This window comes from Coprococcus sp. LG101-27 (assembly GCF_027695515.1).
Classification (GTDB): Bacteria; Bacillota; Clostridia; order Lachnospirales; family Lachnospiraceae; genus Allocoprococcus; species Allocoprococcus comes.
Genome location: NZ_JAQEUJ010000001.1, coordinates 336,978 through 361,891 on the forward strand (window position 1 = coordinate 336,978; position 24,914 = coordinate 361,891).

Below are 24,914 nucleotides of genomic sequence, written 5' to 3' on the forward strand. Positions count from 1 at the left end.
ATCATAGATACGATAGCTTTGACAACGAAAGTTGTAAGTGGGTAGAGAAGGAGGCAAAAAAGTGAGTACGAAGAATAGTAATACTTCACAGGAACTATTTAACCTTAACGGAAAACCATCCTTTGGTCAGGCACTTCCGCTGGCATTCCAGCATGTAGTGGCGATGATCATTGGCTGTGTTGCACCGGCGATCATTCTTGCCGGTGTGTCCGGACTTTCAGAATCAGACACGGTTGTCCTGATTCAGGCATCTCTTGCAATGTCAGCGATTTCGACATTCATCCAGCTTTTTCCGTTTATCAAATTTAAGTCTTATCAGATAGGAGCCGGGCTTCCGGTTATTATGGGAATCAGCTTTGCGTATGTGCCGATCATGCAGTCAATTGCACAGGATGCAGATGTTGGAACAATACTTGGTGCACAGATCGTGGGCGGTATTGTTGCGATTATTGTAGGAATATTTATCAAGCAGATCCGTCATCTTTTCCCGCCGCTGGTTACGGGAACGGTTGTATTTGCAATCGGACTTTCGCTGTATCCGACCGCAGTCAATTATATGGCAGGTGGAGCAGGAAGTGCGGATTATGGTTCATGGCAGAACTGGCTTGTTGCGATCATCACACTGGCAGTCGTAACAGGACTGAATCATTTTGGAAAGGGCTTTTTAAAGCTTTCTTCCGTTTTGATCGGAATCATAGTTGGATATGTAGTTGCGCTTGGCTTTGGAATGGTGGATTTTTCTTCCGTATTAACGGCAAAATGGGTACAGTTCCCACAGCCGATGCATTTCGGAATTAAATTCGAGCCATCCTCATGTGTTGCGATTGCGGTATTGTTTGCAATCAGCTCTATTCAGGCAATCGGAGACTTTTCAGCAACGACGACCGGAGGAATGGACCGTATGCCGACGGATGAGGAATTAAGCGGTGGTATCATTGGTTATGGAGTCAGCAATATTGTCTGCGCATTTTTCAGCGGACTCCCGACAGCAACCTACAGTCAGAATGTCGGAATCGTAAGTTCTACGAAAGTAGTAGCAAAGAGAGTATTTGGAATTGCAGCGATGATCATGCTGGTTGCAGGAATCATGCCAAAGATCGCATACATTCTTCTGACTATTCCGTCATGTGTGCTTGGAGGCGCAACAATCTCTGTATTTGCAATGATTTCTATGACGGGTATCAAACTGATCAATAATTCAAAGATGAATTATAGAAATACATCCATCGTAGGACTTGCTATTGCACTTGGAATGGGTGTGACACAGGCAAATGCAGCACTTGCGCAGCTCCCTGCATGGGTAACAACCATTTTCGGTAAATCACCGGTTGCACTGTCTACTCTGGTTGCAGTGTTCCTGAATCTGGTTTTACCAAAGGAGAAAGAAGAGTAAATGAAGATCCTGATAAGAGGAGCCGGGGATCTTGCCACAGGAATTGCGGCAGAGCTGTGGGAAAGAGGACATCAGATCCTGATGACGGATGTTGCCATCCCACTCACCGTCAGACGTGAGGTGGCATTTTCAAGAGCGGTGTACGAAGAACATGCAGTGGTAGAAGGAATAGAAGCAGTTCTTGCCGAAAATTTTGAAGAAGCAGAAACAATTATGGCAACGCGGAAAATTGCTGTCATGGTGGATGAAAAAGCAGAAGTGCGGAAAGAATATCTGCCGGATGTACTGGTTGACGGGATCATGGCAAAAAAGAATCTTGGGACCCGGATCAGTGACGCTCCTCTTGTTATCGGTATCGGACCGGGCTTTACGGCAGCCGGAGACTGCCATTTTGTGATTGAAACGCAAAGAGGTGAGCATCTGGGCGAGGTGATCCGCGAGGGAAGTGCAATCCCCAACACCGGAATTCCGGGAAATATTGGCGGCTATACGGTGGAACGCCTTTTAAAGGCATCCGCAGACGGAATCATGCATCCGGTCGCGAGAATTGGTGATGTGGTGAAAAAAGGGCAGATTGTTGCAAGGTGCGGAGATGAACCTGTCTATGCGAGGCTCCACGGGATTGTCCGTGGGATGCTCCAGGAAGGTGTACCGGTCAAAAAAGGATTGAAGATCGGAGATGTGGATGCAAGGATAGAGGAAAAACTTTGTTATACGATTTCGGATAAAGCACGAAAGATCGGAAACGGAGTTGCGGAAGCAATCGATTTTGTCTATAAAACAAAATAAAAAAGTTGTCCGGACAACTTATTTATCCATCCTTTTTATGGTAAAATATAAAAAGGTTTGGGCAGAATACCTGCCGCAGTGACGGCAGGTATTTTTATGCCATAATCCATATAAAGTGAGGAACAAAAAATGAAACTGGTAAGAACAGAAGATGCAGTGGGGCAGGTGCTGTGCCATGACATTACACAGATCATTCCGGGAGTTGTAAAGGATGCTGTTTTCCGGAAGGGACATATTGTTACCGAAGAAGACATTCCGGTACTTTTATCTGTGGGAAAAGAGAATCTTTATATCTGGGAAAAACAGGAAGGTATGCTTCATGAAAATGAGGCAGCTGAGATCTTGCGTCAGATCTGTCAGGGTGAGCATATGCATCCTTCCGGGGTGAAGGAAGGAAAGATCGAACTGATCGCCGACTGTGAAGGGGTATTGAAGATCAATACCGAAAAGCTGAATGCGGTGAACAGTCTTGGTGAGATGATGATCGCATCCAGACATGGAAATTTTCCGGTGAAAACCGGAGATAAGATTGCAGGAACAAGGATCATTCCGCTTGTGATCGAAGAAGAAAAGATGCAGAAGGCCTGTGAAGTGGCAGGAAAAGAACCGATTTTCCGGATTCTTCCGTACCAGAAGAAAAAAGCGGGAATCATAACGACGGGAAGCGAAGTGTATTATCACCGGATCGAGGATAAATTTACTCCGGTTGTGATCGACAAACTGAAAGAATGTGGCGTTACAGAGGTGAAGCAGATCCAGTGCAACGACGATCATGAGATGATCACAGAAGCAATCCAGACTCTGATCGAGGATGGTTCTGACCTGATCGTCTGTACCGGTGGAATGAGTGTGGATCCGGATGACAGGACTCCGCTTGCGATCAAAAATGCCTGTACGGAAGTGGTGACTTATGGGGCACCGGTTCTTCCGGGAGCCATGTTTATGCTTGCTTATTGTGAAAAAGAAGGCAGACAGATTCCGGTCATGGGTCTTCCGGGATGCGTGATGTATGCAAAACGGACGATTTTTGATCTGGTTCTTCCGAGGATTATGTGTGATGAAAAGCTGCATGAAAAAGATTTCCGGCTTCTTGGACAGGGAGGACTTTGTCTGTCCTGTCCGGTGTGTACTTTTCCAAACTGTGGATTTGGAAAAGGAGGATATTAAAATCATGAGAAAGAATAACTTATTTAAGAAAACAGTGGCAGCAGGTCTGGTTCTGCTGATGACAGCATCACTTGCTGCATGTGACGGTAAAAAGACCGACACAAAAACAGAAGACAAAAAGACAGAAACAAAGGCTGACAAAGAAGAGGATGTAGAGCTTCAGGTATTTATCGCAGCCAGCCTGAATACGGCAATGACAGATATTGCAGAGCGTTATGAAAAAGAGCATCCGAATGTGAAGATCGTCTACAATGCAGACAGCTCAGGAACTCTGCTGACACAGATCGAAGAAGGATATGAGTGTGATCTGTTCTTCTCTGCAGCACAGAAACAGATGGATCAGCTTGAGGCTGACGGACTGGTAGTAGAAGGAACCCGCCATAATGTAGTGAACAATCAGGTAGTCGTTATCACATTAAAGGACAGTGATACAGCAGTAACCGGGCTTGAAAACTTAAATGAGGCAAAGAGCATTGCACTTGCAGGCGGAAGTGTACCAGTTGGAAAATACACCCGTCAGGCGTTGATGAATCTCGGAATTTTGGACAAAGTAGACGATGCGTCTACCATCACAACAGAACAGGTTTCTGAAGCTCTTGGTGGAGCAGAAATCAGTGAGCAGGCAAATGTAAGCAAGGTGCTGATCGCCGTTACAGAGGGTGCATGCGAAGTTGGAACAACTTATTATTCTGATACATACGGATATGAGGATCAGATCAAGATCCTTCAGACAGTAAGCTATGATCTGACAGGTAACGTGATTTATCCGATCTGCCGTGTGGAAAATAAAGAGGCAGATGATGCAAAGAAAAAAGCAGCCGATGATTTCCTTGCATATGTAACATCCGATGACGCAAAGAAGATCTTTGACAGCTACTATTTCGATACAAACGTAGAGTAAAAGAGGAATGATATGGAAGAAATAAGACAGATTCTTGCAGGGCTTGACTGGAGTCCGCTTTTCATTTCAATCAAAACAGGAATCGCAGCAACGATTGTGTCATTCTTCCTGGGAATATGGGCAGCAAGAAAGGTGCTGAAAGCGAAGACGGGTCTCAGGGCTGTGCTGGATGGGATTCTGACACTGCCGCTGGTGCTTCCGCCGACGGTTGCAGGATTTTTCCTGCTGCTCATTTTCAGTACGAGAAGAACCGTTGGATCGTGTCTTTATACGACATTTGATATCAAGATCGTACAGTCCTGGGCAGGATGCGTGATCGCGGCAACTGTGATTGCATTTCCACTGATGTACCGGAATGCAAGAGCAGCATTTGAACAGGTGGATGTGAACCTGATCTATGCGGCGCAGACGCTCGGTATGCCGGAGTGGAAGATTTTCTGGAGGGTGATCATGCCGGCGGCAGGTCCTGGAGTTGCATCCGGTACAATTCTTGCATTTGCAAGAGCGCTTGGAGAATACGGTGCGACCTCCATGCTTGCGGGCAATATTCCAGGAAAGACGGCAACCATTTCCCAGAGGATTGCAATGGTCATCCAGGACGGTGATTATCAGACGGCAGGCGTGTGGGTCGGAATTGTAATCCTGATCGCATTCGGAATAGTAGTACTTATGAATCTGGCATTTGGAAAGGGAATGAAACATACAAAGCAATGGTAGAACTAGAGATAAAAAAACAGTATGGAAAATTCAGGCTGGATGTTGCCTTTAAAAGTGAAAAAAAGCGAATCGGAATCCTGGGCGCTTCCGGATGTGGGAAAAGCCTGACCTTGAAAAGTATTGCCGGGATCGAAAGACCGGAAAAAGGGCGGATCGTGATTGACGGAGTTACCCTTTTTGATGCCGGAAAAAAGATTTTTCTGAAGCCACAAAAAAGGAAAGTCGGTTATCTTTTTCAGAATTATGCGTTGTTTCCGAACATGACCGTGGAGCAGAATATCGGGATTGGATTTACTGGAAACAAAGAAGATAAGCAGAAAATGGTAGAACAGCTGATCCATCATTTCCAGCTGGACGGACTGGAAAAGCTTTATCCGTCAAAACTTTCCGGCGGACAGCAGCAGAGAACGGCACTGGCACGGATTATGGCATATGAACCGGACGTAATCCTTCTGGATGAACCATTTTCGGCACTGGATGCGTATCTTCGTGAGCGGATGCTGACCGAGCTGATGGAAATGCTGAGTGATTATGAAGGTACGGTGATCATGGTGTCCCACAGCAGGGATGAAATCTACAGCTTCAGTGAAGAGGTTCTGGTAATTGAAGATGGACATGGAATACGCCTGGGTCCGGTAAAAGAAGTATTTAATGCACCGCGCTATAAAACAGCGGCAAGACTTACCGGATGTAAAAATATTGCAGATGTTTGCCGGATGGATGCGCAGACGGTGTATGTGAAAGACTGGGATGTGCAGCTGACTTTTAAAAGACGCACTGTGTCGGAGAATGTGAAGGCGATCGGGATCCGAGCTCATGATCTTATTCCGGTGTATGGAACGATATCCGGTGCTATGCTGAAAGTTAAAGAATGGAAAAGTGTGGATTATCCATTTGAACGAAAATATTTTATCCGATGCGAGTCGGGATGTGAGGATTTCTGCTGGTTTGTCCAAAGAGAGATTTCTGCTACTCTGGAAGAAAAAGGAATGCCGGATGCACTCGCATTTCCGGAAGAAAAAGTGCTGTTCCTTGAAGGATAGCGTGACAGATGCTATAATGGACAAATAAGAAAACGGGCAGAAGGTGGCAGCATAAATGCAGAAAGAACAAGACAGGGAAGCGATTTACCGGAGCATTTTCTTCTGTGATATGGATCGGAAGAAAGCGGATGAGATCATTGACCGGTTAGGCGGCAGAACCGTAACCTATGACAAGGGCGAAATCATCATAAGAGAAAGAGAAAAACTGAACAATATCGGAATCCTGCTTGACGGGGGGCTCTGTAAAGTGCAGTATTACCGGGATGGAACCGAACAGCTGGTCCAGAAGCTGGTCAGCTCGTTTGTTGTGGGAGTGGAGATTGCGGTCAGTGAAAAAAAGACGAGTCCTTATGATATTTATGCATCGGAACAGGCGCACATTTTCTGGTTCCCTGTACGGGCGATGGAAGAAGAGGGTGTTCTGGATCTACGTGAGAGGATTGAGTTTTACAAGAAGACGGTTCATTTCCTTGCAAATGAAGATATCCGCAAGTGCAGGAAAATCGAACTGCTGTCAATCAGAGGGATCCGGGAAAGAATCGAGCGGTATCTGAGAGTTCAGCAAAGCCGCCACAAAAGCAGTGCATTTGATATTGAATTTAACAGAGAACAGATGGCGAATTATCTGGGAATCAACCGGAGTGTGCTGTCACATGAGTTGAAAAAAATGGAAAAAGAGGGGATTTTGAAGGTCAGAAAGAATCATTTTGAGCTGACTGATAAAGAATAAAACAGAATTTCTGCTGAAAATATCGAAAAGTGGTTGGTTTTTATCAGAATATAGTTTATAATGAAAAAAGGATTAGGCGGCAAGGAGGTTCTTTATGGCATCGTCAAAAAATTATACAGAAGTTTTGATAGGCGGTAAGGTATTCACCCTGAGCGGATTTGAGAGTGAAGATTATCTGCAGAAGGTATCCACTTATCTGAACCATAAAATCGAGGAATGTACAAGCAGCGATGGATATCGCAAGCAGAGTGCGGAAGCCAGAAGTGTGCTTCTTGCTTTAAATATAGCAGATGATTATTTTAAAGCCAAGAAACAGGGCGGCGCATTAGAAAGCGACATCGAGGCAAAAGACAAGGAGATGTACGATTTAAAGCATGAACTGATCTCAGTACAGATCAAGTATGAGAATGCTGAAAAAGCACTGGATAAACTCAAGGCAGAAAACCAGGAACTTCAGATGAAGATCGTACAGCTTGAAACAGAAATGAAAAATCACCGTACAAAATAGACTGTCCTGAGGCAGTCTATTTTTGATACTCCGGTATACAAAGAGAAATGTCTGCAACACAGGGGCTTTGTATACAGGTTATTTAAAGATAGAGGAGTTATATGAAAGACAGAGTTGAAATCCTTGCACCGGCAGGGAGTATGGAGTGCCTGAAAGCGGCAATTGCAGCAGGAGCTGATGCGGTATATACAGGGGGAGCCCTTTTCGGGGCACGTGCTTATGCACATAACCTGACGGAGGAAGAACTTTTAGAGGCAATTGATTATGTGCATTTGCATGGAAGAAGACTGTATCTGACCGTGAATACACTGATCAAAGACCGTGAGATGGAAAAACAGATGTATGATTATCTGCTCCCTTATTACCGGCAGGGGCTGGATGCGGTGATCGTGCAGGATATTGGACTGTTCCGTTTTATCCGGAAGCATTTTCCAGATCTTCCGATCCACGCAAGTACCCAGATGACGCTTACGGGAGTGGATGGGGCGAAGTTTCTGGAAAAGGAAGGTGCACAGCGGATTGTTACATCCAGAGAACTGAGTATGGCAGAGGTGAAGAAGATTGCCGATGAGACAGAACTCGAGATTGAAAGCTTTGTACATGGTGCACTCTGCTATTGCTATTCCGGTCAGTGCCTGTTCAGCAGTTTTATCGGCGGCAGAAGTGGCAACCGTGGACAGTGCGCACAGCCGTGCAGACTGCTTTACCGGACACCGGAAGCAAAGAGACCACAGTATCTGCTGAGTCTTAAGGATATCTGTACATTGGAACTGATCCCGGAGATGATCGAGAGCGGGATTTATTCTTTCAAAATTGAAGGACGGATGAAGAAGCCGGAGTATGCGGCAGCAGTCGCTTTCCAGTACCGGAAATATGCCGATCTTTATCTGAAATATTACGAAGAATGTCCGGCAGGAGAGGATCCGGCAGCGTATGCGATGAAGAAATACCGTGTCTGCGAGGAGGACCGGCAGATGCTGTTGGATCTCTATAACCGTGGCGGTTTCCATACGGGTTATTATCATACACAGAATGGACGGGAGATGGTTTCTTTAAACCGTCCGAACCATGCAGGAGTGCCGGCAGTAAAGGTACTTGCTAAAAAAGGCAGAACTGTGACTGCAAAAGCAATGACAGACCTGTCTCCGCAGGATATTATTGAGCTCCCGATGCGCAAAGGCAGGGAAAAGGCAGATAATTATACCTGTAAGGATGCAGTCAGAAAAGGAATGAATGTGCAGATCCCGGTATTTGCAGATACCCCGTTCAAGAGGGACGAAATCTGGATGCGTACAAGAAACAGCGCATTGATTGAGAGACTGCATGAAGAATTTGTAAATGGAAAAATAAAAGAACGGATCTGCGGAACTTTCCGGCTGTATCCGCAGGAAGCGGCAACGCTTACAGTGAAGTGCCGGGATGCCGAGATTACGGTTACCGGTGAAAAAGCACAGGAAGCACTGAGCCAGCCGATGAGCAGAGAGCGGATTGAAAAGCAGCTGCGCAAGACGGGAAATACGGAATTTGAATTTTCCTTTTTAAAGGTCGAGATCGGAGAAAAAGTATTTCTTCCGATGCAGAGCCTGAACGAACTTCGAAGGGAAGCACTGGAGACACTGGAAAAAGTGATCTGTGAGAAATACAGAAGAAGTGGTGAAGTGAAAGATCCGGAAGAAGATACGATAGAGCTTTCAATGGAAGAAGAGGTACTTTCCGGATGGACGGCATCGGTAAGAACCGCAGAACAGATGGAAGTGATTCTGGAAGAAGAAGCAATCGGAAGAATCTATGTGGATTGTACCATGTTCCCTTGCATCTGGGAGAAGGATAGCTATGTGGAGTGGATTACAAAAGTACATGCAACAGGGAAAGAAATTTATCTGGTCATGCCGTATATTTTCCGGGAAAGAACCCGAAAACAGTATGAAGCTGCATATAACCGGATATTCGGAGCCGGATGGGACGGCATTCTGATCGCCAATTATGAAAGTTTTGCGTTTCTGAAAGAGCATGGTTATACCGGAAGGATTATGACCGATTACAATCTGTATGAATTTAATCAGGAAAGCAGGAAATTCTGGAAGGAAAAGGGAGTTTTTGAATTTACAGCGCCCGTGGAACTGACAGAAAGAGAACTCCAGGATCTCCGGGTAAAGGATGGAGAAGTGATCGTATATGGTTATTTTCCGATGATGATATCTGCAGGATGTATTCAGAAAACGACCAGAGGATGTCTGAAAAAATCCGGACAGACGACAATAACTGACAGATATCGTAATCCATTTGTGGTAAAAAATGAATGTGATTACTGTTATAATATCCTTTACAATTATGTACCATTATATCTGGGAGACCGGATGGAAGAGGTATATCAGATCGGCCCTGGGCGGATCCGACTGATGTTTACTACTGAAAGGCAGCAGGAGGTAAGGCAGATTTTAAGTGCGTATTTTGAAGGAAAAGAGCTTCCGGAGGGAACGTACACCAGGGGACACTGGAAAAGAGGAATAAAGTAGGTGGAATTTTGATCAATATAATTGTAGAGCTGTCAAAATATCTGATGATAGCCCTGATGCTGGTCTATACATTTGAATGTTTTGCAGTATTTAATTACGCAGATGAGTATACACAGAGAAGTATTTTCAGAAAGCAGAATGTGCTGATGTTTCTGCTTCATATGATTGCATTTCTGGTGATGTATCTGCAGACAAATGAAACAAAAATGATCGGATTTTACGGGATGCAGGTGGTACTGTTTCTGGCGATCATTTTGCTGTATACAATAATTTACCCGCGGGTGTCGCGACTGGTTGTAAATAATATGTGTATGCTGATGGCAATCGGCTTTATTATGATCACCAGACTTTCGTATTCGCTTGCGGTAAAGCAGTTTCTCATTGTCAGTGCATCTGTAGCGATAAGTCTTGTGATCCCGGTCATCATCCGGAAGGTAAAAGCTCTGTCAGAATGGAAAATATTCTATGCAATTGCAGGTGTTGTAATGCTTGGGGTCGTTATCATTGTAGGACGTGTGACTGGAGGAGCGATGCTGAATGTTGCAATCGGAGGTTTTACCCTTCAGCCATCTGAGCTTGTGAAGATCATTTTTGTATTTTTCGTTGCGGCGAGTCTGAAGACTGATACTTCATTTAAGAATATTGTGATCACAACGGCAGTGGCAGCAATGCATGTGCTGATCCTGGTTGTATCAAAAGACCTTGGTGCGGCGCTGATCATTTTTGCTGTATATCTGGTGATGCTCTATGTGGCAAGCAGACAGCCACTTTATGTACTTGTCGGGCTGATTGCAGGAAGTGGGGCATCAGTTGTGGCATATAAATTATTTAACCACGTCCGTGTGCGTGTACTGGTATGGAAGAATCCATTTACCGTTTACAATGAAGGTGGTTATCAGGTGGCACAATCCTTGATGGCGATCGGCACAGGAAGCTGGTTTGGAATGGGACTTTTTCAAGGGGCGGCAGATCAGATACCTGTTGCAGAGTCAGATTTCATTTTTTCGGCAATTGCGGAGGAAATGGGACTGATTTTTGCACTTGGTCTGATACTGGTATGTGTCAGTGTTTATATGATGTTTCTGAATATTGCGATGCAGCTTCGGGACAGCTTTTATAAACTGGTGGCACTGGGACTTGGAACCTGTTATATTTTTCAGACATTTCTGACGATCGGAGGTGTGACAAAGTTCATTCCGTCTACCGGAGTGACACTTCCGCTGGTAAGCTACGGTGGAACCTCCGTTCTCAGTACGATCATTATGTTTGCGATCATTCAGGGACTGTATGTATTAAGAGAAGACGAGGAAGAAGACATTGAAAGAAAAAAATTACAGAGAAGACGAACTTCCAGATCTGGATCAGCAGCTGGAGAGCCTGCCAGACGAGAGCGGGTATCACGACCAAAAGAAGAAGGCAGAAGGAAAAAGCCGCAGCAGACGAACGGATGGCGAACCGAAGAAAAAGGCCGAACGCAGCAGCCTAAAAAACGGACAGCGGCGTCCGAAAGAAGCACAGGCAGAAAGAAGCGGAGCCAGTAAGAAAAAAGAGAAGCAGATGACCAATAAAGAACTGACGAGAGTTACTTATATTTTTGTAACACTGTTTTTGGTACTGATGGGATATCTGGTTTATTTTAATGTGGTAAAAAGTAAAGAGGTTGTCAACAGCACGTACAATATCCGTCAGGATCTTCTTGCGGACCGTGTGCTGCGTGGCAGTATTACAGATAAAAATGGAGAAGTGCTTGCACAGACTGTGACAAATGACGATGGATCGGAAACACGGGAATATCCGGATGGAGAAGTGTTTTCACATGTTGTCGGATATGCCGCAAAAGGAAAATCCGGACTGGAATCCTCACAGAATTTCAATCTTCTGACTTCAAATGCCTTTTTCCTGGAAAAGCTGGCGAATGAATTTAAAGACCAGAAGAATACGGGAGATACGGTGGTCACAACCTTGGATGCGAACCTGCAGAATGCAGCATATAATGCACTGGGAGATAACAAAGGTGCAGTTGTCGTGATGGAGCCAAGTACAGGGAAGATTCTGGCAATGGTATCGAAGCCGTCTTTTGATCCGAATAATGTTTCGGAAAACTGGGATGCACTGAACAATGACGAGAACAGTTCGCTTCTTAACAGGGCTACACTTGGACAGTATACACCGGGGTCGACATTCAAGCTGGTGACAACACTTGCTTTTATGCGGCAGAATCCAGATTATAATAATTATTCGTTTGAATGTAATGGAGAATTTTCACAGAATGGGGCGACGATCCACTGTTATAACAGCACTGCCCATGGGGAAGAGAATCTGACGGATTCGGTTGCAAATTCCTGCAATTCTTCGTTTTCAAATATCGGGCTGCAGCTGGATAAGGCAGAATGGAGAAAGACTGCCAAACAGATGCTGTTTAACAGCAAGCTTCCGGGTGATGTGAAATATAATGAAAGCAGTTTCCGCCTGAAAACAGATGCAGGAGATGCAGATACGATGATGACTGCAATTGGTCAGGGAGAGACACAGGTCAGTCCGTACCATATGGCGATGATCGTTTCGGCGATCGCAAATGGTGGAAAGCTGATGAAGCCGTATCTGGTGGACAAGATTACAAATTATGCAGGCACAACGGTGAAGAAATATATGCCGGAAAGCTACAAAGAGCTTATGACATCATCTGAAGCTGCACAGCTTACGGAATACATGAAGGCGGTTGTGGATTATGGTACCGGAGCTGCGCTTTCAGGTGCGTCTTATACAGTGGCAGGGAAAACCGGAACTGCCGAGGTCAGTGAAGATGGAAATACAGTACATTCCTGGTTTGTCGGATTTTCCAATGTGGATAATCCGGAGCTGGCGATCAGCGTTTGTGTCGAGGATGCAGATACAGCGACCATTACTGGTGTCAGTGTCGCAAAGCAGGTGTTTGATTCTTACTATAATAATTAAAGGTCGGGGAGACAGCGCACATGAGGTTTTACAAAAATCTTTATGTCAGTGAGAGCATGGCAAAAAAGAAAGAAAAAGTGATTGCAAAACTGAATAAAAAAAAATATCCGTTGAAAACTTATGTGATCGCACTGATCGAAGAAGGGGAAAATCAGCTGGAATTTTATTCGACGTTGATGTTCCGCCAGGGAAGTGTGATCGATGATGATATTTTCGCAGTTGGTCTTGCAAGCGGATATGATGATGCGCTGTATCTGGTAGAAGAGATCGCAAAGGAAGTTTATGAAAAAACAGGGGATCTGGATATCCGGTCCTACATCAGAAAGCAGGAGAGGGAAGAAGAATGATTCTACATATCATTGGATTGATTTTGAAGATTATCGGGATTCTTCTTCTGGTGATTCTTGGAATCCTGCTACTTGTGATCGGTGTCCTTCTCTTTGTACCGCTGAGGTATGAACTGCGTGCCGAGTTTCCGGGAAAGCTGGAAGATGCAGAGGGGAATCTTAAGATTTCATGGCTGCTTCATCTGATTGCAGGAAGAGTGGAGTATCGGAACGGTGATGTGAAATGGCAGGGGCGGATTGCCTGGAAGAAGTTGGGAGATGTTCTGGAAGCGGAAGATAAACCGGCGAGAAAGAAGGAGAGAAAGCCGGATGGCGGAAAAAAAGCCGGTGCGGAGAATGCCAGTGAGAGAACGGCAGAAAGAAATGATGCGGCAGATGTAAAGAAGCCGCAGACGCTGCCGGAAAAGAGAGCCGAAAGCGGAACGTATGCAAAGCCAGAGCATGCGGACGTGAAAGATGAGAAGTCCAAAACAGAAACACAGGGAAGTCCTGACACGAAGGTGAAAACATTTTCAGAAAAAAAAGAAGAGAATGCTACACCGGAAAAGGAAAGTGAATCCAGAGAAAAAAAGGATGTTCATGACGAGAGAGGATCCGGAAAGGCTCACAAAACTCCACGAAAACGGAAGAAACCGGTCAAAGCATTTGGAAAACTGATCCGGAAGCTCAGTCAGAAGCTTCGGGAAATCCTGGAAAAGATCAAATGTACATGGAAGAATTTATGTGATAAAATAAAAAATATCGCAGATAAAAAAGATAAAATTCTGGAGTTCCTGGAACAGGAAAATCATAAAGCAGCTTTTGCACGTGGCAAAAAGGAACTGGTCTGGGTGAAGCATTTTCTGAAGCCGAAAAAGCTTCGCGTAAAACTGCATTTCGGTTTTGAAGATCCTTACCATACCGGACAGGTACTGGCACTTTGTGGAATGTTTTATGCATTTATCGGAGAAAATATGGATCTGGAACCGGATTTTGAAAAGCGGGTACTGGAAGGTTCCGTTTATGTAAAAGGAAGACTAAGAACAGTTCATATGGCAGTATTTGCAGCAAAGATGCTGCTGGATAAGAATATTCGCAGCACTTATCATGATATCAGGGAGTTTAAATGGTAAAGCATTCGATAGAAAATAACAGGAGGAATCGAAAAAATGGCAGTAGATAATCAGTTTAAAGAGACAGTAGATGCATTGTTTAAAGGGATGAACGGCGTGGTATCATCCAAAACCGTTGTAGGAGATGCGATCCACATCGGAGATACGATCATTCTTCCGCTTGTTGATGTATCTTTTGCAATCGGGGCAGGGGCATTTCATGCGGACAAAAAGGACAGAGGAGCCGGCGGACTTGGCGGCAAGATGATTCCAAGTGCAGTGCTTGTGATCCAGAACGGAACAACTAGACTGGTCAACATCAAGAATCAGGATACCATGACCAAGATCCTGGATATGGTCCCGGATGTGATCGACCGTTTTAAATCCCCATCTGAGGATAAAATGACCGAAGAGGATGTGGCAGATCTGTTAAATGAAGCAGATTCTCCGGAAAATCAGGAATAGACGTAGGTTTCTGGCATATATTTATTGTAAAAGAGGAAAAAGCAGGAACGAAGATGAAACGGGTATTTGGTTTTGCACTGTTTTTTGTAGCACTTGGTATGGTGATCATGATGTTCATTCCGAGCATATTTATCGGAATTCTGATCGTTCTGCTGTGCCTCCTTGTCGGATATCAGCTTTTTTGCTGCTGATTTTGAAAAAATATGAGAACCTGCAGGGGAAACCCTGAAAAAAGCCTTGCGTACGCAGGGCTTTTGTGATACAATGCTAACGTTGCAAAAAAACACGTGTGTGGTTTATCCCGGTGGTGCCAAAGCTGACAAGCATGGTTCGCGGACATAAGCACACGGAAGTAAAAAACCAATGGAGGAAAGAAACATGAGCGTTATTTCAATGAAACAACTTTTAGAAGCAGGTGTTCATTTCGGACATCAGACAAGAAGATGGAACCCTAAGATGGCAGAGTACATCTACACAGAGAGAAATGGTATCTACATCATCGACCTTCAGAAATCTGTAGGTAAAGTAGATGAAGCTTACCAGGCAGTATCTGACATTGCAGCAGAAGGTGGAAAGATCCTTTTCGTAGGAACAAAGAAACAGGCTCAGGACGCTATCAAGACAGAAGCAGAACGTTGCGGAATGTACTATGTTAACGAAAGATGGCTTGGAGGAATGCTTACAAACTTCAAGACAATCCAGAGCAGAATCGCTCGTCTGAAAGAAATCGAAGCTATGTCAGAAGACGGAACATTCGATGTACTGCCGAAGAAAGAAGTTATCGAAATCAAGAAAGAATGGGAAAAGCTTGAAAAGAACCTTGGCGGAATCAAAGAAATGAAGAGAATCCCGGATGCTATCTTTGTAGTAGATCCTAAGAAAGAAAGAATCTGTGTTCAGGAAGCTCACACACTTGGAATCCCGCTGATCGGTATTGCTGATACAAACTGTGATCCGGAAGAACTTGATTATGTAATTCCAGGAAATGATGATGCTATCAGAGCTGTAAAACTTATCGTATCCAAGATGGCTGATGCTGTAATCGAAGCAAACCAGGGCGAAGCAGAAGAAGTTTACGAAGGCGAAGACGTAGAAACAGCTGAAGAAACAACAGAAGAATAATTCGAACAATCCAAAAGATCATATTGAAAGATGGAGGAAAAAATCATGGCAATCACAGCAAGCATGGTAAAAGAATTAAGAGAAATGACAGGCGCTGGTATGATGGACTGCAAAAAAGCTCTGAACGAATCTAACGGAGATATGGATGCAGCAATCGAATACCTCAGAAAGAATGGCGAAGCTAAGGCTGTTAAGAAAGCCGGACGTATCGCAGCTGAAGGTATTGTTATGGCAGACGTTAAAGAAGATAAGACAGCAGCTATCGTAGAAGTTAACTCTGAGACAGACTTCGTTGCTAAGAACGCTGATTTCCAGGCATTCGTAAAAGCAGTTGTTAATCAGGCACTTACTACAAAAGCTACAGATATGGAAGGATTCATGGCTGAAGCTTGGAACGAAGATGCTTCTAAGACAGTTAACGATGCACTTACAGAAAAGATTTCTGTAATCGGAGAAAAGCTCAGCATCAGAAGATTCGAAAAGATCGTTACAGATGGCTGTGTAGTATCTTACATTCACGGTGGCGGACGTATCGGTGTTCTTGTAGAAGCTGATACAGCAGTTGTTAACGATGCTGTTAAAGAAGCTCTGAAAAACGTAGCTATGCAGGTAGCAGCTTTAAATGCTAAGTATGTAAGCCAGGCAGATGTAGATGCTGATTACATCGCACATGAGAAAGAAATTCTTCTTGCTCAGATCATGAACGACCCGAAAGAATCTCAGAAACCGGAAAAGGTTATCCAGGGAATGATTTCTGGACGTATCAACAAAGAGATGAAGGAAATCTGTCTGTTAGATCAGGTATATGTAAAAGCTGAAGACGGAAAACAGTCTGTAGCTAAATACCTTGATGAAGTTGGAAAAGCTAACGGAACAACTATCACTCTGAAGAAATTCGTTCGTTTCGAGACAGGTGAAGGTCTTGAAAAGAAAAATGAAGATTTCGCAGCTGAAGTTGCAGCTCAGATGAACGCATAATCGAACAGTTCACAAAAGAATTTAACGAAAATGGGATTGCTTTGCAATCTCATTTTTGTTATGAGCAAGTAGCAAAGCGGATTGCGAATGTCCTTTTTTAGACTTCCGAAGACCATTATTTCCGTTTTCCGCACGAGCTTTCCGGTGGGCAGGTACAGCGTCTTGGTATTGCAAGTGCCCTTGTTATCGGACCAAAGCTGATCGTCTGTGATGAACCGGTATCTGCGCTTGACGTATCGATTCAGGCACAGATCCTGAATATGCTGATGCAGCTTCAGAAGGAACTGGGACTCAGCCTTTTATTTATTTCACACGATATCGGTGTTATCCGTTTTATCTCAGATCGTATTGGGGTTATGTATCTGGGAACACTGGTAGAAGAAACCGATACCGAAGAATTGTTTGCAAATCCACTCCATCCGTACACGAAAGGACTTTTTGCTTCTGTGCCGGATCCGTATATTGAGCGGGACGGATTTTCAGAGCTTTCCGGAGAACAGCCGGTCAGAACCGAAGATTTTAAGGGTTGTGCGTTCTCCACACGCTGTCCGAATGCGACAGAAAAATGCAGACAGGAAGCACCGGTTTTCAGAGAAGTGAAGGCGGGGCATAAAGTAGCTTGTCATATGGTAGAAGAATAGAGTATGTAAGAAAACACCGCAGGAAATGGGGAAATCCTGCGGTGTATTTTTGGTGGATGTAGAAGGGGGGACGAAGGGCATGGAGGGGAGGTTGTGAGGGTGCGACATAGAAAGGTAATCCCGTAGATTCCATTGCGCAAATCATTCCAAGGAACCCCTTGGGGCGGGAATCGTGTTCAGCAGAGGCTTCCACGATTCCTGGGTTTCCTCTCCATTGCGCAAAAAGTGAATCTACGGGATTACTTTTCTATGTCGCACCCATTCTACTTTGCTGGCTTTGCCCTTCTGGGTGTTCAATGTTCAAAAAAGTAGTGGGACTGCTATTATGGGGCATTACATGTATATTTAAAAAGAATGAAAATTCAGTCAAAAAATCAAGCGATATAAAAATGAATGAAAATTAAGAAAATATAAATAGTATTCTCCACTGTTTTCCAGTATACTGAAGCTATGATTGGACATCGGAATTTAAGTTATGGGGCGATGGTATTGTGCGATAACTTAGAGGGACAAAGTGTATATAGAAAGTGCTGCGGCTTCCTTATTGAGGCAATGGAGAAGAAACTCAGGAATCGTGGAAGCCTTTGCTGAACACGATTCCCGCTTTCAGAGGTTCCTCGGAATGGTTTGCCGAAGGGAAGCCGCAGCACTTTCTATATACACTTTGTCGGACTAACTTCAACAAACTTTTACACCTTAAAAGTAGAATGATGAGGAGGGAATGAAAATGAATGTAAATAGGAGTTTCAAAGACAATCTGATGGGGAAGAAAAAGGTGATTTTTATTGTATGCTTTATTTTTGCAGTCGCTCTGATTGCCGCAATCCTGCACATGGTTTCAGGAGGGGGGAAGGATTCCGCGAAGAACATCCTCTACGCGGATAAGGTCAGCGTGATCACCGGAAACGGAAGCGGAACCGTGAACCGCTTTGCAGGCGTTGTGGAGGCGCAGGATACTTTGAAAATCTCACTTTCAGAAGGACAGAAAGTGAAAGAGATTTTCGTGGAAAAAGGGCAGGAAGTGGAGCCTGGGACGAAACTCTTTGAATATGATACAGAGGAGCTTGCGATGACACTGGAGCAGGGAAATCTGGAACTGGAAAAGATAGGAAACAGTATTTCCAATCTGAATTCACAGATTGCGGCCTTAACGACAGAGAAAAAGAATGCACCGGCAGGTGAGCAGCTTTCTTATACAACGCAGATCCAGGAGCTGCAGACGAATGTAAAACAGGAAGAATATAATTATAAAGTAAAAGAACTGGAAGTGAACCGGACGAAGAAGAGTCTGGAATCATCCACGGTGACATCCACGATTGCAGGAATTATCCAGGAGATCAATCCAGATCCTGGTTATGATGATTACAGTGGAGAAAAGCAGGCATTTATGAGCATTCTTTCTACCGGAAAATACCGAATTAAGGGAAAAATCAGTGAACAGAATATCGGTGAGCTTCAGCCGGGAATGGATGTGACGGTGCGGGCAAGGAATAACCAGGAGGAAATCTGGAAGGGATCTGTGGATGTGATCGACACAGAAAAACCGGAGAACAGTTCACAAAGCGAGATGTATTCCGGTTCGGATTCTTCTGCCCGGGCAACTAAGTATCCATTTTATGTAACGCTTGAAACCAGTGATGGTCTGATGCTGGGACAGCATGTATATATCGAGCCCGGAAACGGAGTAAATACAGAGGGATTACATCTGATGACTGCTTATATTGTAGATACAGACGGGAAAGAACCTTATGTCTGGGTAGCAAATGAAAAGGACAGACTGGAAAAGAGAAAGGTAAAGCTTGGTGCCTATGATGAGGAGCAGGATACATGGGAGATCACGGAAGGACTGAAAGAGACGGATTATATTGTCTGGCCGGATGGAGAATGTAAAGAAGGAGCAGCCGTTCAGAAGAACGAAAATGTACAGGCAGGAGGCATGGAAGAGGGGGAATAAAGGATGACTTTTCAAAAAAGAAATAAGAAAAAAATTCTTCAGATTGGGATTGCTTTGGTTGTCTGTGTATGTTTCATTGGAGGCGGCATTATATTTGCAATGAAAAAAAGTGAAAAAGCGGTCAAGGTTGCACCGGTAGCCAGTATGAGTAATGGTGGATGGTATTCAGAATCGGATATTTATGATTATGCGAAGGTGCAGGCAGGTGCGAGCCAGGACATTTACCATGATGATACCCTTACGATCAAGGAGATTTATGTCAAATCAGGGGATACGGTGAAGATCGGCGATCGTCTGGTTGCCTATGATACTACGCTTGCAGGACTTGAGCAGGAAATGAAGCAGATGGAGATTCAGGGGATTGAACTGAATATTCAGAATCAAAAGGCAGAATTAGAGCAGCTGAAAAATGCAAAGATTGTTTCGTCTGTTGAAAGAAGCCAGGATGAGCTGCGGAAAATGACTGCAAAAGGAACCAGACCTGGAATAATACGGACTGCGGATGCAAAGAAAAATGAATGGGAAAATCCGGATACTTCCGAAAATCCTGAGCAGCCGGAGACACCAGAAAATCCGGAAGGACCGGAAAAACCATCAATCGGGAAGCCGTTTCCGGAAGAACTGAAGGATAAGATCATTTATAAAGAGATTACAAAGGACGCTGCTCCTTATAATGAAGATGGAGATGGAACAAAAGAAAAGCCGTATCGCTATCTTTGTGCGCCGGGAGCAACGGTAAATGCGGAGTTCATGCTGAAAATGCTGGAAGAGAGGGCGGTCTGTATCTTTGATGTAGTGGATCAGGAGAAGGAACCGACGCTTCTTTTATACTCCTGGACGCTGGACGGAAAGACCGGACAGGTGATAAAGCCCGAAAATCCGGAGCAGCCGGGGACACCGGAAGAGCCGATAATTCCGGACGAACCGGATAACCCTGGTGGATATGAAGAACCGGATCCAGGAGACGCAGATGGAATGACCAGGGAAGAGCAGGCAAAGCAGATCCAGGAAAAAGAACAGAAGATCAAGGACCTGGATCTGGAAAAGCGAACAGCGCAACTGGAATTGAAAAAGCTGGATAAAAAAGTAAATAATGGTGTTGTAAAAAGTACAGTAGAGGGAACGGTAAAATCTGTACTTGACGAAGAAGAGGCAAAGCTGGAGAATAAACCGGTTATATCTGTGACCGGAAAAAATGGTTGCTATGTAATCGGAGGGATTGCCGAAAGCAGCTATGATAAATTAAAAGAGGGTATGACTGTGATGGTGACTTCCTGGAATACGGGGAACTCTTATGAGGCAACGATCACCAGTATCGGTAATTCACCGGTTGAAAGTATGAAGAGCAGCGAGAATCCTAATATGTCCTACTATCCGTTTACTGCAGTGGTTGAGAAAGATGCAGACCTTTCATCTGGTGAGGGTGTCAGTATTTCCGTAGACGGACTTTCGGGTGACAGTGGGAATTCGATTTACCTGGAACAGATGTTCATAAGAGAAGACGGAAACCGCTCCTATGTATACAAGAAAGGAAAACATGGAAGGCTGGAGAAGCAGTATGTAGAGGTTGGAAAAAATATGTACGGTTCCATTGAAATCGTTTCCGGACTTACCATGGAGGATGAGATTGCATTTCCGTATGGAAGAAATGTAAAAGAGGGTGCGAAGACAAAGACAGTGGATTCACTGTATGATTATAATTAACGAGGGGGTGAGGAGATGCTTGAAGATATCAGGCTGGCATTTCAGGGAATCTGGAGCCATAAGCTGCGGTCTGCGCTGACGATGCTTGGTATTATTATCGGAATCGGATCGATCATTGCAATTGTTTCAACGATCAAAGGAACCAATGAGCAGATCAAGAAAAATCTGGTTGGTGCGGGAAATAATGCGGTCAATATCCAGCTTTATCAGGGAGACTGGACACTGGATCTGTCTTATCAGGAGGTTCCGGATGGAATACCGGAGATTTCAGATCAGGCACTTGGTGAGATCCAGGCGCTGGATGAGGTGGAAAGTGCATCCCTTTATCACAGACGGAATGAATATGATGCTGTATATGCAGGCAGTCAGAAGCTGGCAAGCTGTAATATTCTTGGGATAGATTCCAATTATCTGGATGCCTATGGATTTCAGATCACAAAAGGGCGTGGCTTTTCCGAAAAAGATTTTACTGCAAACCGGAAAGTTGTGCTACTTGATAAAACGACAGCCACAGCTCTATTCCCGGATGGAGATGTGATCGGAAAGATTATTGAGGTTAAAGGGGAGCCATTTACCGTGATCGGTATGATGGCGAGAAAAGAAAATTCGCAGCCGGTGATCAATTCGATGGAAGACTATTACCGTTATGTATCCACAGATGGAAGCGGAACGATCTGTATTCCGGATACACTGTGGTCGATTATTTATCAGTACGATGAACCGCAGAATCTGGTTGTCCGCGCGACAAGCACAGATGAGATGACCGTGGCAGGAGAAAAGGCGGCAGATATCCTGAACAGTTATCTGACTGTGTCTGATGAGACGATAAAGTATAAAGGGGAAGATCTTCTGGAACAGGCAAACCAGATTCAGGAGATCAGCAGCTCAACGAACCAGCAGCTGCTCTGGATTGCAAGCATTTCACTTCTGGTTGGCGGGATCGGTGTTATGAATATCATGTTGGTGTCTGTGACAGAAAGAACGAGAGAAATCGGTCTGAAAAAAGCGTTGGGGGCAAGAAAAAGAAGGATCCTGACGCAGTTTCTGACGGAAGCGGCAGTGCTTACCCTTCTCGGAGGTCTGATCGGTGTGGCAGGAGGAATTGCGCTTGCCTATATTATTTCCGCAGTCTCGGCAGTTCCGGTGGCAATCAGCGGAGTGTCTATTCTGGTCGGAGTAGTATTTTCCACACTGATCGGAATTATTTTCGGACTCCTTCCGTCGGTGAAGGCGGCGAACATGAATCCGATCGATGCACTCAGAAGTGAGTAGGTTCATGTAGAGAAGAAATATTTGTCGGATCCAAGATTGCAGATAAATAGATAGTATCTGTTCTACAGGAAAGTGGCGTGCCTTACTGGCACGCCATTTTTAAAAATTCTTCCATTGCCCTTGTCTGGTAGCGACCATTTTTCCAGTAGAACCGGATGTCACGGCTGCTTTCGCCTGCAGGAAGCTTATAGTACACCACATCAGAGGTAAGAGGTACTTTTGAGAGCATGATATCTCCGATAAAAGAGATCCCCATGCCGGAGCAGGTGATGTTGTAAGAAGTCATCTGTTGATCCATTTCCAGGATGATATTTGGTTCAAAGAGATTGTTCTGGCAGATCATACGGGCACGTTTTCCAGTGTCGTTTTCCGGTTTCAGCATAATAAAAGGCTCACTTTTAAAGCGTGTCAGAGGAACGGGAGGACAGGATTCTTCCAGAAATTTTTTGCTCAGGATATCTTCTACAGGAAGTTGATAGGAGCGTAGCGTATTATTGATCGGGAATGCTCTCGGAACAGCAAGGATCAGGTGCTCTTCCTGAAATTTACGGTAGCCGTAGATGGTGGCATCCAGAACACTGCTGTCCAGCATCAGATCCAGCTGCCCGTGTCGCAGCATACGGGCAAGATTGGCAGTGGTTTCTTCAACCAGGCTGATCTGGATCAGAGGATATTTGCGGGCAAAATCCGCGATCAGCGAAGGCAGGATCCAGGAGGAAAACAAGTTGCTTCCTCCGAGGGTGAGTGTTCCTTTTTTTAGGTCGCCCCAGTCGTTTGCAAATCCTTCAAATTCATTCTGGATACTTTTTATTTTTTCTACCGCTTTGATATACTGTACCCCACATTCGGTAAGGGAAAGTGGTTTGGTACTCCGGTCAAAGATCGGATATCCGATGTGATGCTCGACACGCTTTACGTTGGCACTGAGTGAAGGCTGTGAGATAAATAACTTCTCAGCCGCCTTGGAAAAGCTTTTTTCCAGATAAACTTCATAGACATATTCCATTCCCTGAAACATAGGTATTCTCCTTTGACATAGTTTTAAAATTATAGTTACTATAAAAATATATGTATTAGATTATATTGTAACACAGAGATATAATGAAAACAACAAAGGCAATACGCCAGAGAAAAATGGAAAATCGAGGGATTTTGAGATGGAAAATGGAAAAGAAAACAAGACAGGTTATCGTGTAGAACAGGATTCAATAGGGGAAAAAGATATTCCGGGAGATGTATATTACGGGGTACAGTCACTGCGTGCTGCGGAGAATTTCCGTATTACCGGGCTGAATATGCATCCGGAGATCATCAACAGTCTTGCGTACATAAAGAAAGCATCTGCGATCACCAACTGCGAGAGTGGGATTCTGGAAAAGAAAAAGGCAAAAGCAATCGTACAGGCATGTGATGAGATCCTTGCAGGAAAGTTGCATGAGTACTTTATCGTAGATCCGATCCAGGGAGGTGCGGGAACTTCTTTGAACATGAATGCAAACGAAGTCATTGCCAACCGTGCGATTGAGATCCTTGGCGGAAAAAAGGGAGAATATTCAGCAGTAAATCCGAATGATGATGTAAACTGCGGACAGTCCACAAATGATGTTATTCCGACAGCTGGCAAGATGACTTCACTCAGACTTCTTCAGAATCTGAAAAAAGAACTGCTCAGACTTCATGGAGCGCTCTGCAAAAAGGCAGAGGAATTTGACCATGTGATCAAAATGGGACGCACCCAAATGCAGGATGCAGTTCCGATCCGTCTGGGTCAGGAATTTCAGGCATATTCCGATGCCATCATGCGTGATATCCACCGTATGGATAATGCGATGGACGAGATGCGTACCGTCAACATGGGTGGAACGGCAGTCGGAACCGGAATCAATGCAGATGAAGCCTATGTAAGCCGTATTGTTCCGAATCTTTCAAAAATATCTGATATTCAGTTTGTCCAGGCTTTTGATCTGATCGATGCAACCCAGAACCTGGATCCGTTTGTGGCAGTATCCGGTGCAGTGAAAGCGTGTGCAGTCACACTTTCCAAGATTGCCAATGACCTGCGTCTGATGTCATCCGGACCAAGAGCCGGATTTGGTGAGATCAACCTTCCGGCAAAGCAGAATGGTTCTTCGATCATGCCGGGAAAAGTGAATCCGGTCATCCCGGAAGTAGTGAACCAGGTCGCATTTAACATCATTGGAAATGATGTGACGATCACGATGGCAGCAGAGGGTGGACAGCTGGAACTGAATGCGTTTGAACCGATCGTATTCTACTGTCTGTTCCAGTCGATCGATACACTTGCATATGCAGTGCAGACTTTTGTTGACAATTGTGTGACAGGAATCACAGCCAATGAAGAGAGATGCCGTCAGCTGGTAGAGAACAGCATCGGCGTAATTACTGCAATCTGTCCGCATGTAGGCTATGAGAAAGCAGCGGAGATTGCGAAAAAAGCAATGAAGACCGGAGAATCCATCCGTAATCTGATCCTCAAAGAAGGGCTTTTAAGTGAAAAAGAGATGGAAACCGTTTTGGATCCGGTCAATATGACAGAGCCAGGTATTTCGGGAAAAGAACTTCTCAGAAAATAAAGAATAAAATTTTTCTAAAAGACATGA

At 44.6% G+C, this 24,914-nt stretch carries 23 protein-coding genes and 1 pseudogene; 23 read left to right on the plus strand and 1 reads right to left on the minus strand.

All coding sequences use genetic code 11. The annotated features are described in order from the left end of the window. Nucleotides 1–61: 61 nt before the first annotated feature. From PG766_RS01665 to PG766_RS01770, 22 genes and pseudogenes are all read left to right on the plus strand, one after another. Nucleotides 62–1,393, plus strand: coding sequence for a uracil-xanthine permease family protein (locus PG766_RS01665; protein ID WP_055155574.1), 1,332 nt, complete (start codon nucleotides 62–64; stop codon nucleotides 1,391–1,393). Beyond that, entirely contained in the window at nucleotides 1,394–2,182 is a 789-nt protein-coding gene (yqeB, locus tag PG766_RS01670) for a selenium-dependent molybdenum cofactor biosynthesis protein YqeB (protein ID WP_118198340.1), read from the plus strand. It begins immediately after the preceding gene. A gap of 129 nt (nucleotides 2,183–2,311) precedes the next feature. Further along, entirely contained in the window at nucleotides 2,312–3,349 is a 1,038-nt protein-coding gene (locus tag PG766_RS01675; protein ID WP_118198339.1) for a molybdopterin-binding protein, read from the plus strand. A 4-nt stretch (nucleotides 3,350–3,353) separates the two neighbouring features. Beyond that, nucleotides 3,354–4,250 carry a molybdate ABC transporter substrate-binding protein gene (gene modA, locus PG766_RS01680; RefSeq protein ID WP_055247201.1) on the plus strand — a complete coding sequence of 299 codons (897 nt, stop codon included), beginning with the start codon at nucleotides 3,354–3,356 and terminating at the stop codon, nucleotides 4,248–4,250. Nucleotides 4,251–4,262: 12 nt separating this feature from the next. Continuing rightward, nucleotides 4,263–4,967: a molybdate ABC transporter permease subunit gene (modB, locus tag PG766_RS01685; protein WP_117823241.1), complete on the plus strand. Its 705-nt coding sequence runs from the start codon at nucleotides 4,263–4,265 to the stop codon at nucleotides 4,965–4,967. Beyond that, nucleotides 4,961–6,010, plus strand: a complete 1,050-nt coding sequence (locus tag PG766_RS01690; RefSeq protein WP_117823243.1) for a sulfate/molybdate ABC transporter ATP-binding protein — start codon at nucleotides 4,961–4,963, stop codon at nucleotides 6,008–6,010. The genes modB and PG766_RS01690 overlap by 7 nt, the downstream gene beginning before the upstream one ends. Before the next feature lie 55 nt (nucleotides 6,011–6,065). Further along, the gene (locus tag PG766_RS01695) at nucleotides 6,066–6,740 is read left to right on the plus strand and encodes a Crp/Fnr family transcriptional regulator (protein ID WP_117556007.1); all 675 of its coding nucleotides are present in this window, start codon (nucleotides 6,066–6,068) and stop codon (nucleotides 6,738–6,740) included. A gap of 94 nt (nucleotides 6,741–6,834) precedes the next feature. Then, a complete protein-coding gene (zapA, locus tag PG766_RS01700) occupies nucleotides 6,835–7,248 on the plus strand; it encodes a cell division protein ZapA (RefSeq protein WP_008375194.1) in 414 nt (137 codons plus the stop codon). A 101-nt stretch (nucleotides 7,249–7,349) separates the two neighbouring features. Beyond that, nucleotides 7,350–9,764 carry a U32 family peptidase gene (locus tag PG766_RS01705; RefSeq protein ID WP_118198338.1) on the plus strand — a complete coding sequence of 805 codons (2,415 nt, stop codon included), beginning with the start codon at nucleotides 7,350–7,352 and terminating at the stop codon, nucleotides 9,762–9,764. Nucleotides 9,765–9,772: 8 nt separating this feature from the next. Beyond that, nucleotides 9,773–11,305: an FtsW/RodA/SpoVE family cell cycle protein gene (locus tag PG766_RS01710; protein ID WP_118198337.1), complete on the plus strand. Its 1,533-nt coding sequence runs from the start codon at nucleotides 9,773–9,775 to the stop codon at nucleotides 11,303–11,305. A gap of 76 nt (nucleotides 11,306–11,381) precedes the next feature. Continuing rightward, on the plus strand, nucleotides 11,382–12,719 hold the full coding sequence (locus tag PG766_RS01715; protein WP_118198487.1) for a peptidoglycan D,D-transpeptidase FtsI family protein: 1,338 nt from the start codon (nucleotides 11,382–11,384) through the stop codon (nucleotides 12,717–12,719). Between the two features lie 20 nt (nucleotides 12,720–12,739). Next, nucleotides 12,740–13,066: a hypothetical protein gene (locus PG766_RS01720; RefSeq protein ID WP_118198336.1), complete on the plus strand. Its 327-nt coding sequence runs from the start codon at nucleotides 12,740–12,742 to the stop codon at nucleotides 13,064–13,066. Next, nucleotides 13,063–14,178: a DUF2953 domain-containing protein gene (locus tag PG766_RS01725; RefSeq protein WP_118198335.1), complete on the plus strand. Its 1,116-nt coding sequence runs from the start codon at nucleotides 13,063–13,065 to the stop codon at nucleotides 14,176–14,178. Before PG766_RS01720 ends, PG766_RS01725 begins: the two co-directional genes overlap by 4 nt. A 36-nt stretch (nucleotides 14,179–14,214) precedes the next feature. Next, nucleotides 14,215–14,622 carry a GerW family sporulation protein gene (locus PG766_RS01730; RefSeq protein ID WP_055155563.1) on the plus strand — a complete coding sequence of 136 codons (408 nt, stop codon included), beginning with the start codon at nucleotides 14,215–14,217 and terminating at the stop codon, nucleotides 14,620–14,622. Nucleotides 14,623–14,675: 53 nt separating this feature from the next. Continuing rightward, on the plus strand, nucleotides 14,676–14,813 hold the full coding sequence (locus PG766_RS01735) for a hypothetical protein (RefSeq protein ID WP_008375213.1): 138 nt from the start codon (nucleotides 14,676–14,678) through the stop codon (nucleotides 14,811–14,813). 187 nt (nucleotides 14,814–15,000) lie between these two features. Continuing rightward, a complete protein-coding gene (gene rpsB / locus PG766_RS01740; protein WP_044999249.1) occupies nucleotides 15,001–15,744 on the plus strand; it encodes a 30S ribosomal protein S2 in 744 nt (247 codons plus the stop codon). Between the two features lie 45 nt (nucleotides 15,745–15,789). Beyond that, the gene (gene tsf / locus PG766_RS01745; RefSeq protein ID WP_044999250.1) at nucleotides 15,790–16,722 is read left to right on the plus strand and encodes a translation elongation factor Ts; all 933 of its coding nucleotides are present in this window, start codon (nucleotides 15,790–15,792) and stop codon (nucleotides 16,720–16,722) included. A 137-nt stretch (nucleotides 16,723–16,859) separates the two neighbouring features. Then, nucleotides 16,860–16,931 (plus strand): annotated as a pseudogene (locus tag PG766_RS17025) (hypothetical protein); the annotation flags it as partial. A gap of 51 nt (nucleotides 16,932–16,982) precedes the next feature. After that, nucleotides 16,983–17,363 (plus strand): oligopeptide/dipeptide ABC transporter ATP-binding protein, encoded by a 381-nt coding sequence (locus PG766_RS01755; RefSeq protein ID WP_243014318.1) that lies wholly within the window; start codon nucleotides 16,983–16,985, stop codon nucleotides 17,361–17,363. Nucleotides 17,364–18,090: 727 nt separating this feature from the next. Beyond that, nucleotides 18,091–19,317: an efflux RND transporter periplasmic adaptor subunit gene (locus PG766_RS01760; protein WP_118198334.1), complete on the plus strand. Its 1,227-nt coding sequence runs from the start codon at nucleotides 18,091–18,093 to the stop codon at nucleotides 19,315–19,317. Nucleotides 19,318–19,320: 3 nt separating this feature from the next. Next, nucleotides 19,321–21,021, plus strand: a complete 1,701-nt coding sequence (locus PG766_RS01765) for an HlyD family secretion protein (RefSeq protein ID WP_118198333.1) — start codon at nucleotides 19,321–19,323, stop codon at nucleotides 21,019–21,021. Between the two features lie 15 nt (nucleotides 21,022–21,036). Beyond that, entirely contained in the window at nucleotides 21,037–22,293 is a 1,257-nt protein-coding gene (locus PG766_RS01770; RefSeq protein ID WP_118198332.1) for an ABC transporter permease, read from the plus strand. An 82-nt stretch (nucleotides 22,294–22,375) separates the two neighbouring features. On the opposite strand, the gene PG766_RS01775 is transcribed toward PG766_RS01770, so the two are convergent. Beyond that, the gene (locus tag PG766_RS01775) at nucleotides 22,376–23,311 is read right to left on the minus strand and encodes a LysR family transcriptional regulator (protein ID WP_118198331.1); all 936 of its coding nucleotides are present in this window, start codon (nucleotides 23,309–23,311) and stop codon (nucleotides 22,376–22,378) included. Nucleotides 23,312–23,450: 139 nt separating this feature from the next. Between PG766_RS01775 and PG766_RS01780 the strand changes: the two genes are divergently transcribed. Beyond that, complete coding sequence (locus tag PG766_RS01780; RefSeq protein WP_118198330.1) at nucleotides 23,451–24,887, plus strand: aspartate ammonia-lyase; 1,437 nt, start codon at nucleotides 23,451–23,453, stop codon at nucleotides 24,885–24,887. The last annotated feature ends 27 nt before the right edge of the window (nucleotides 24,888–24,914 follow it).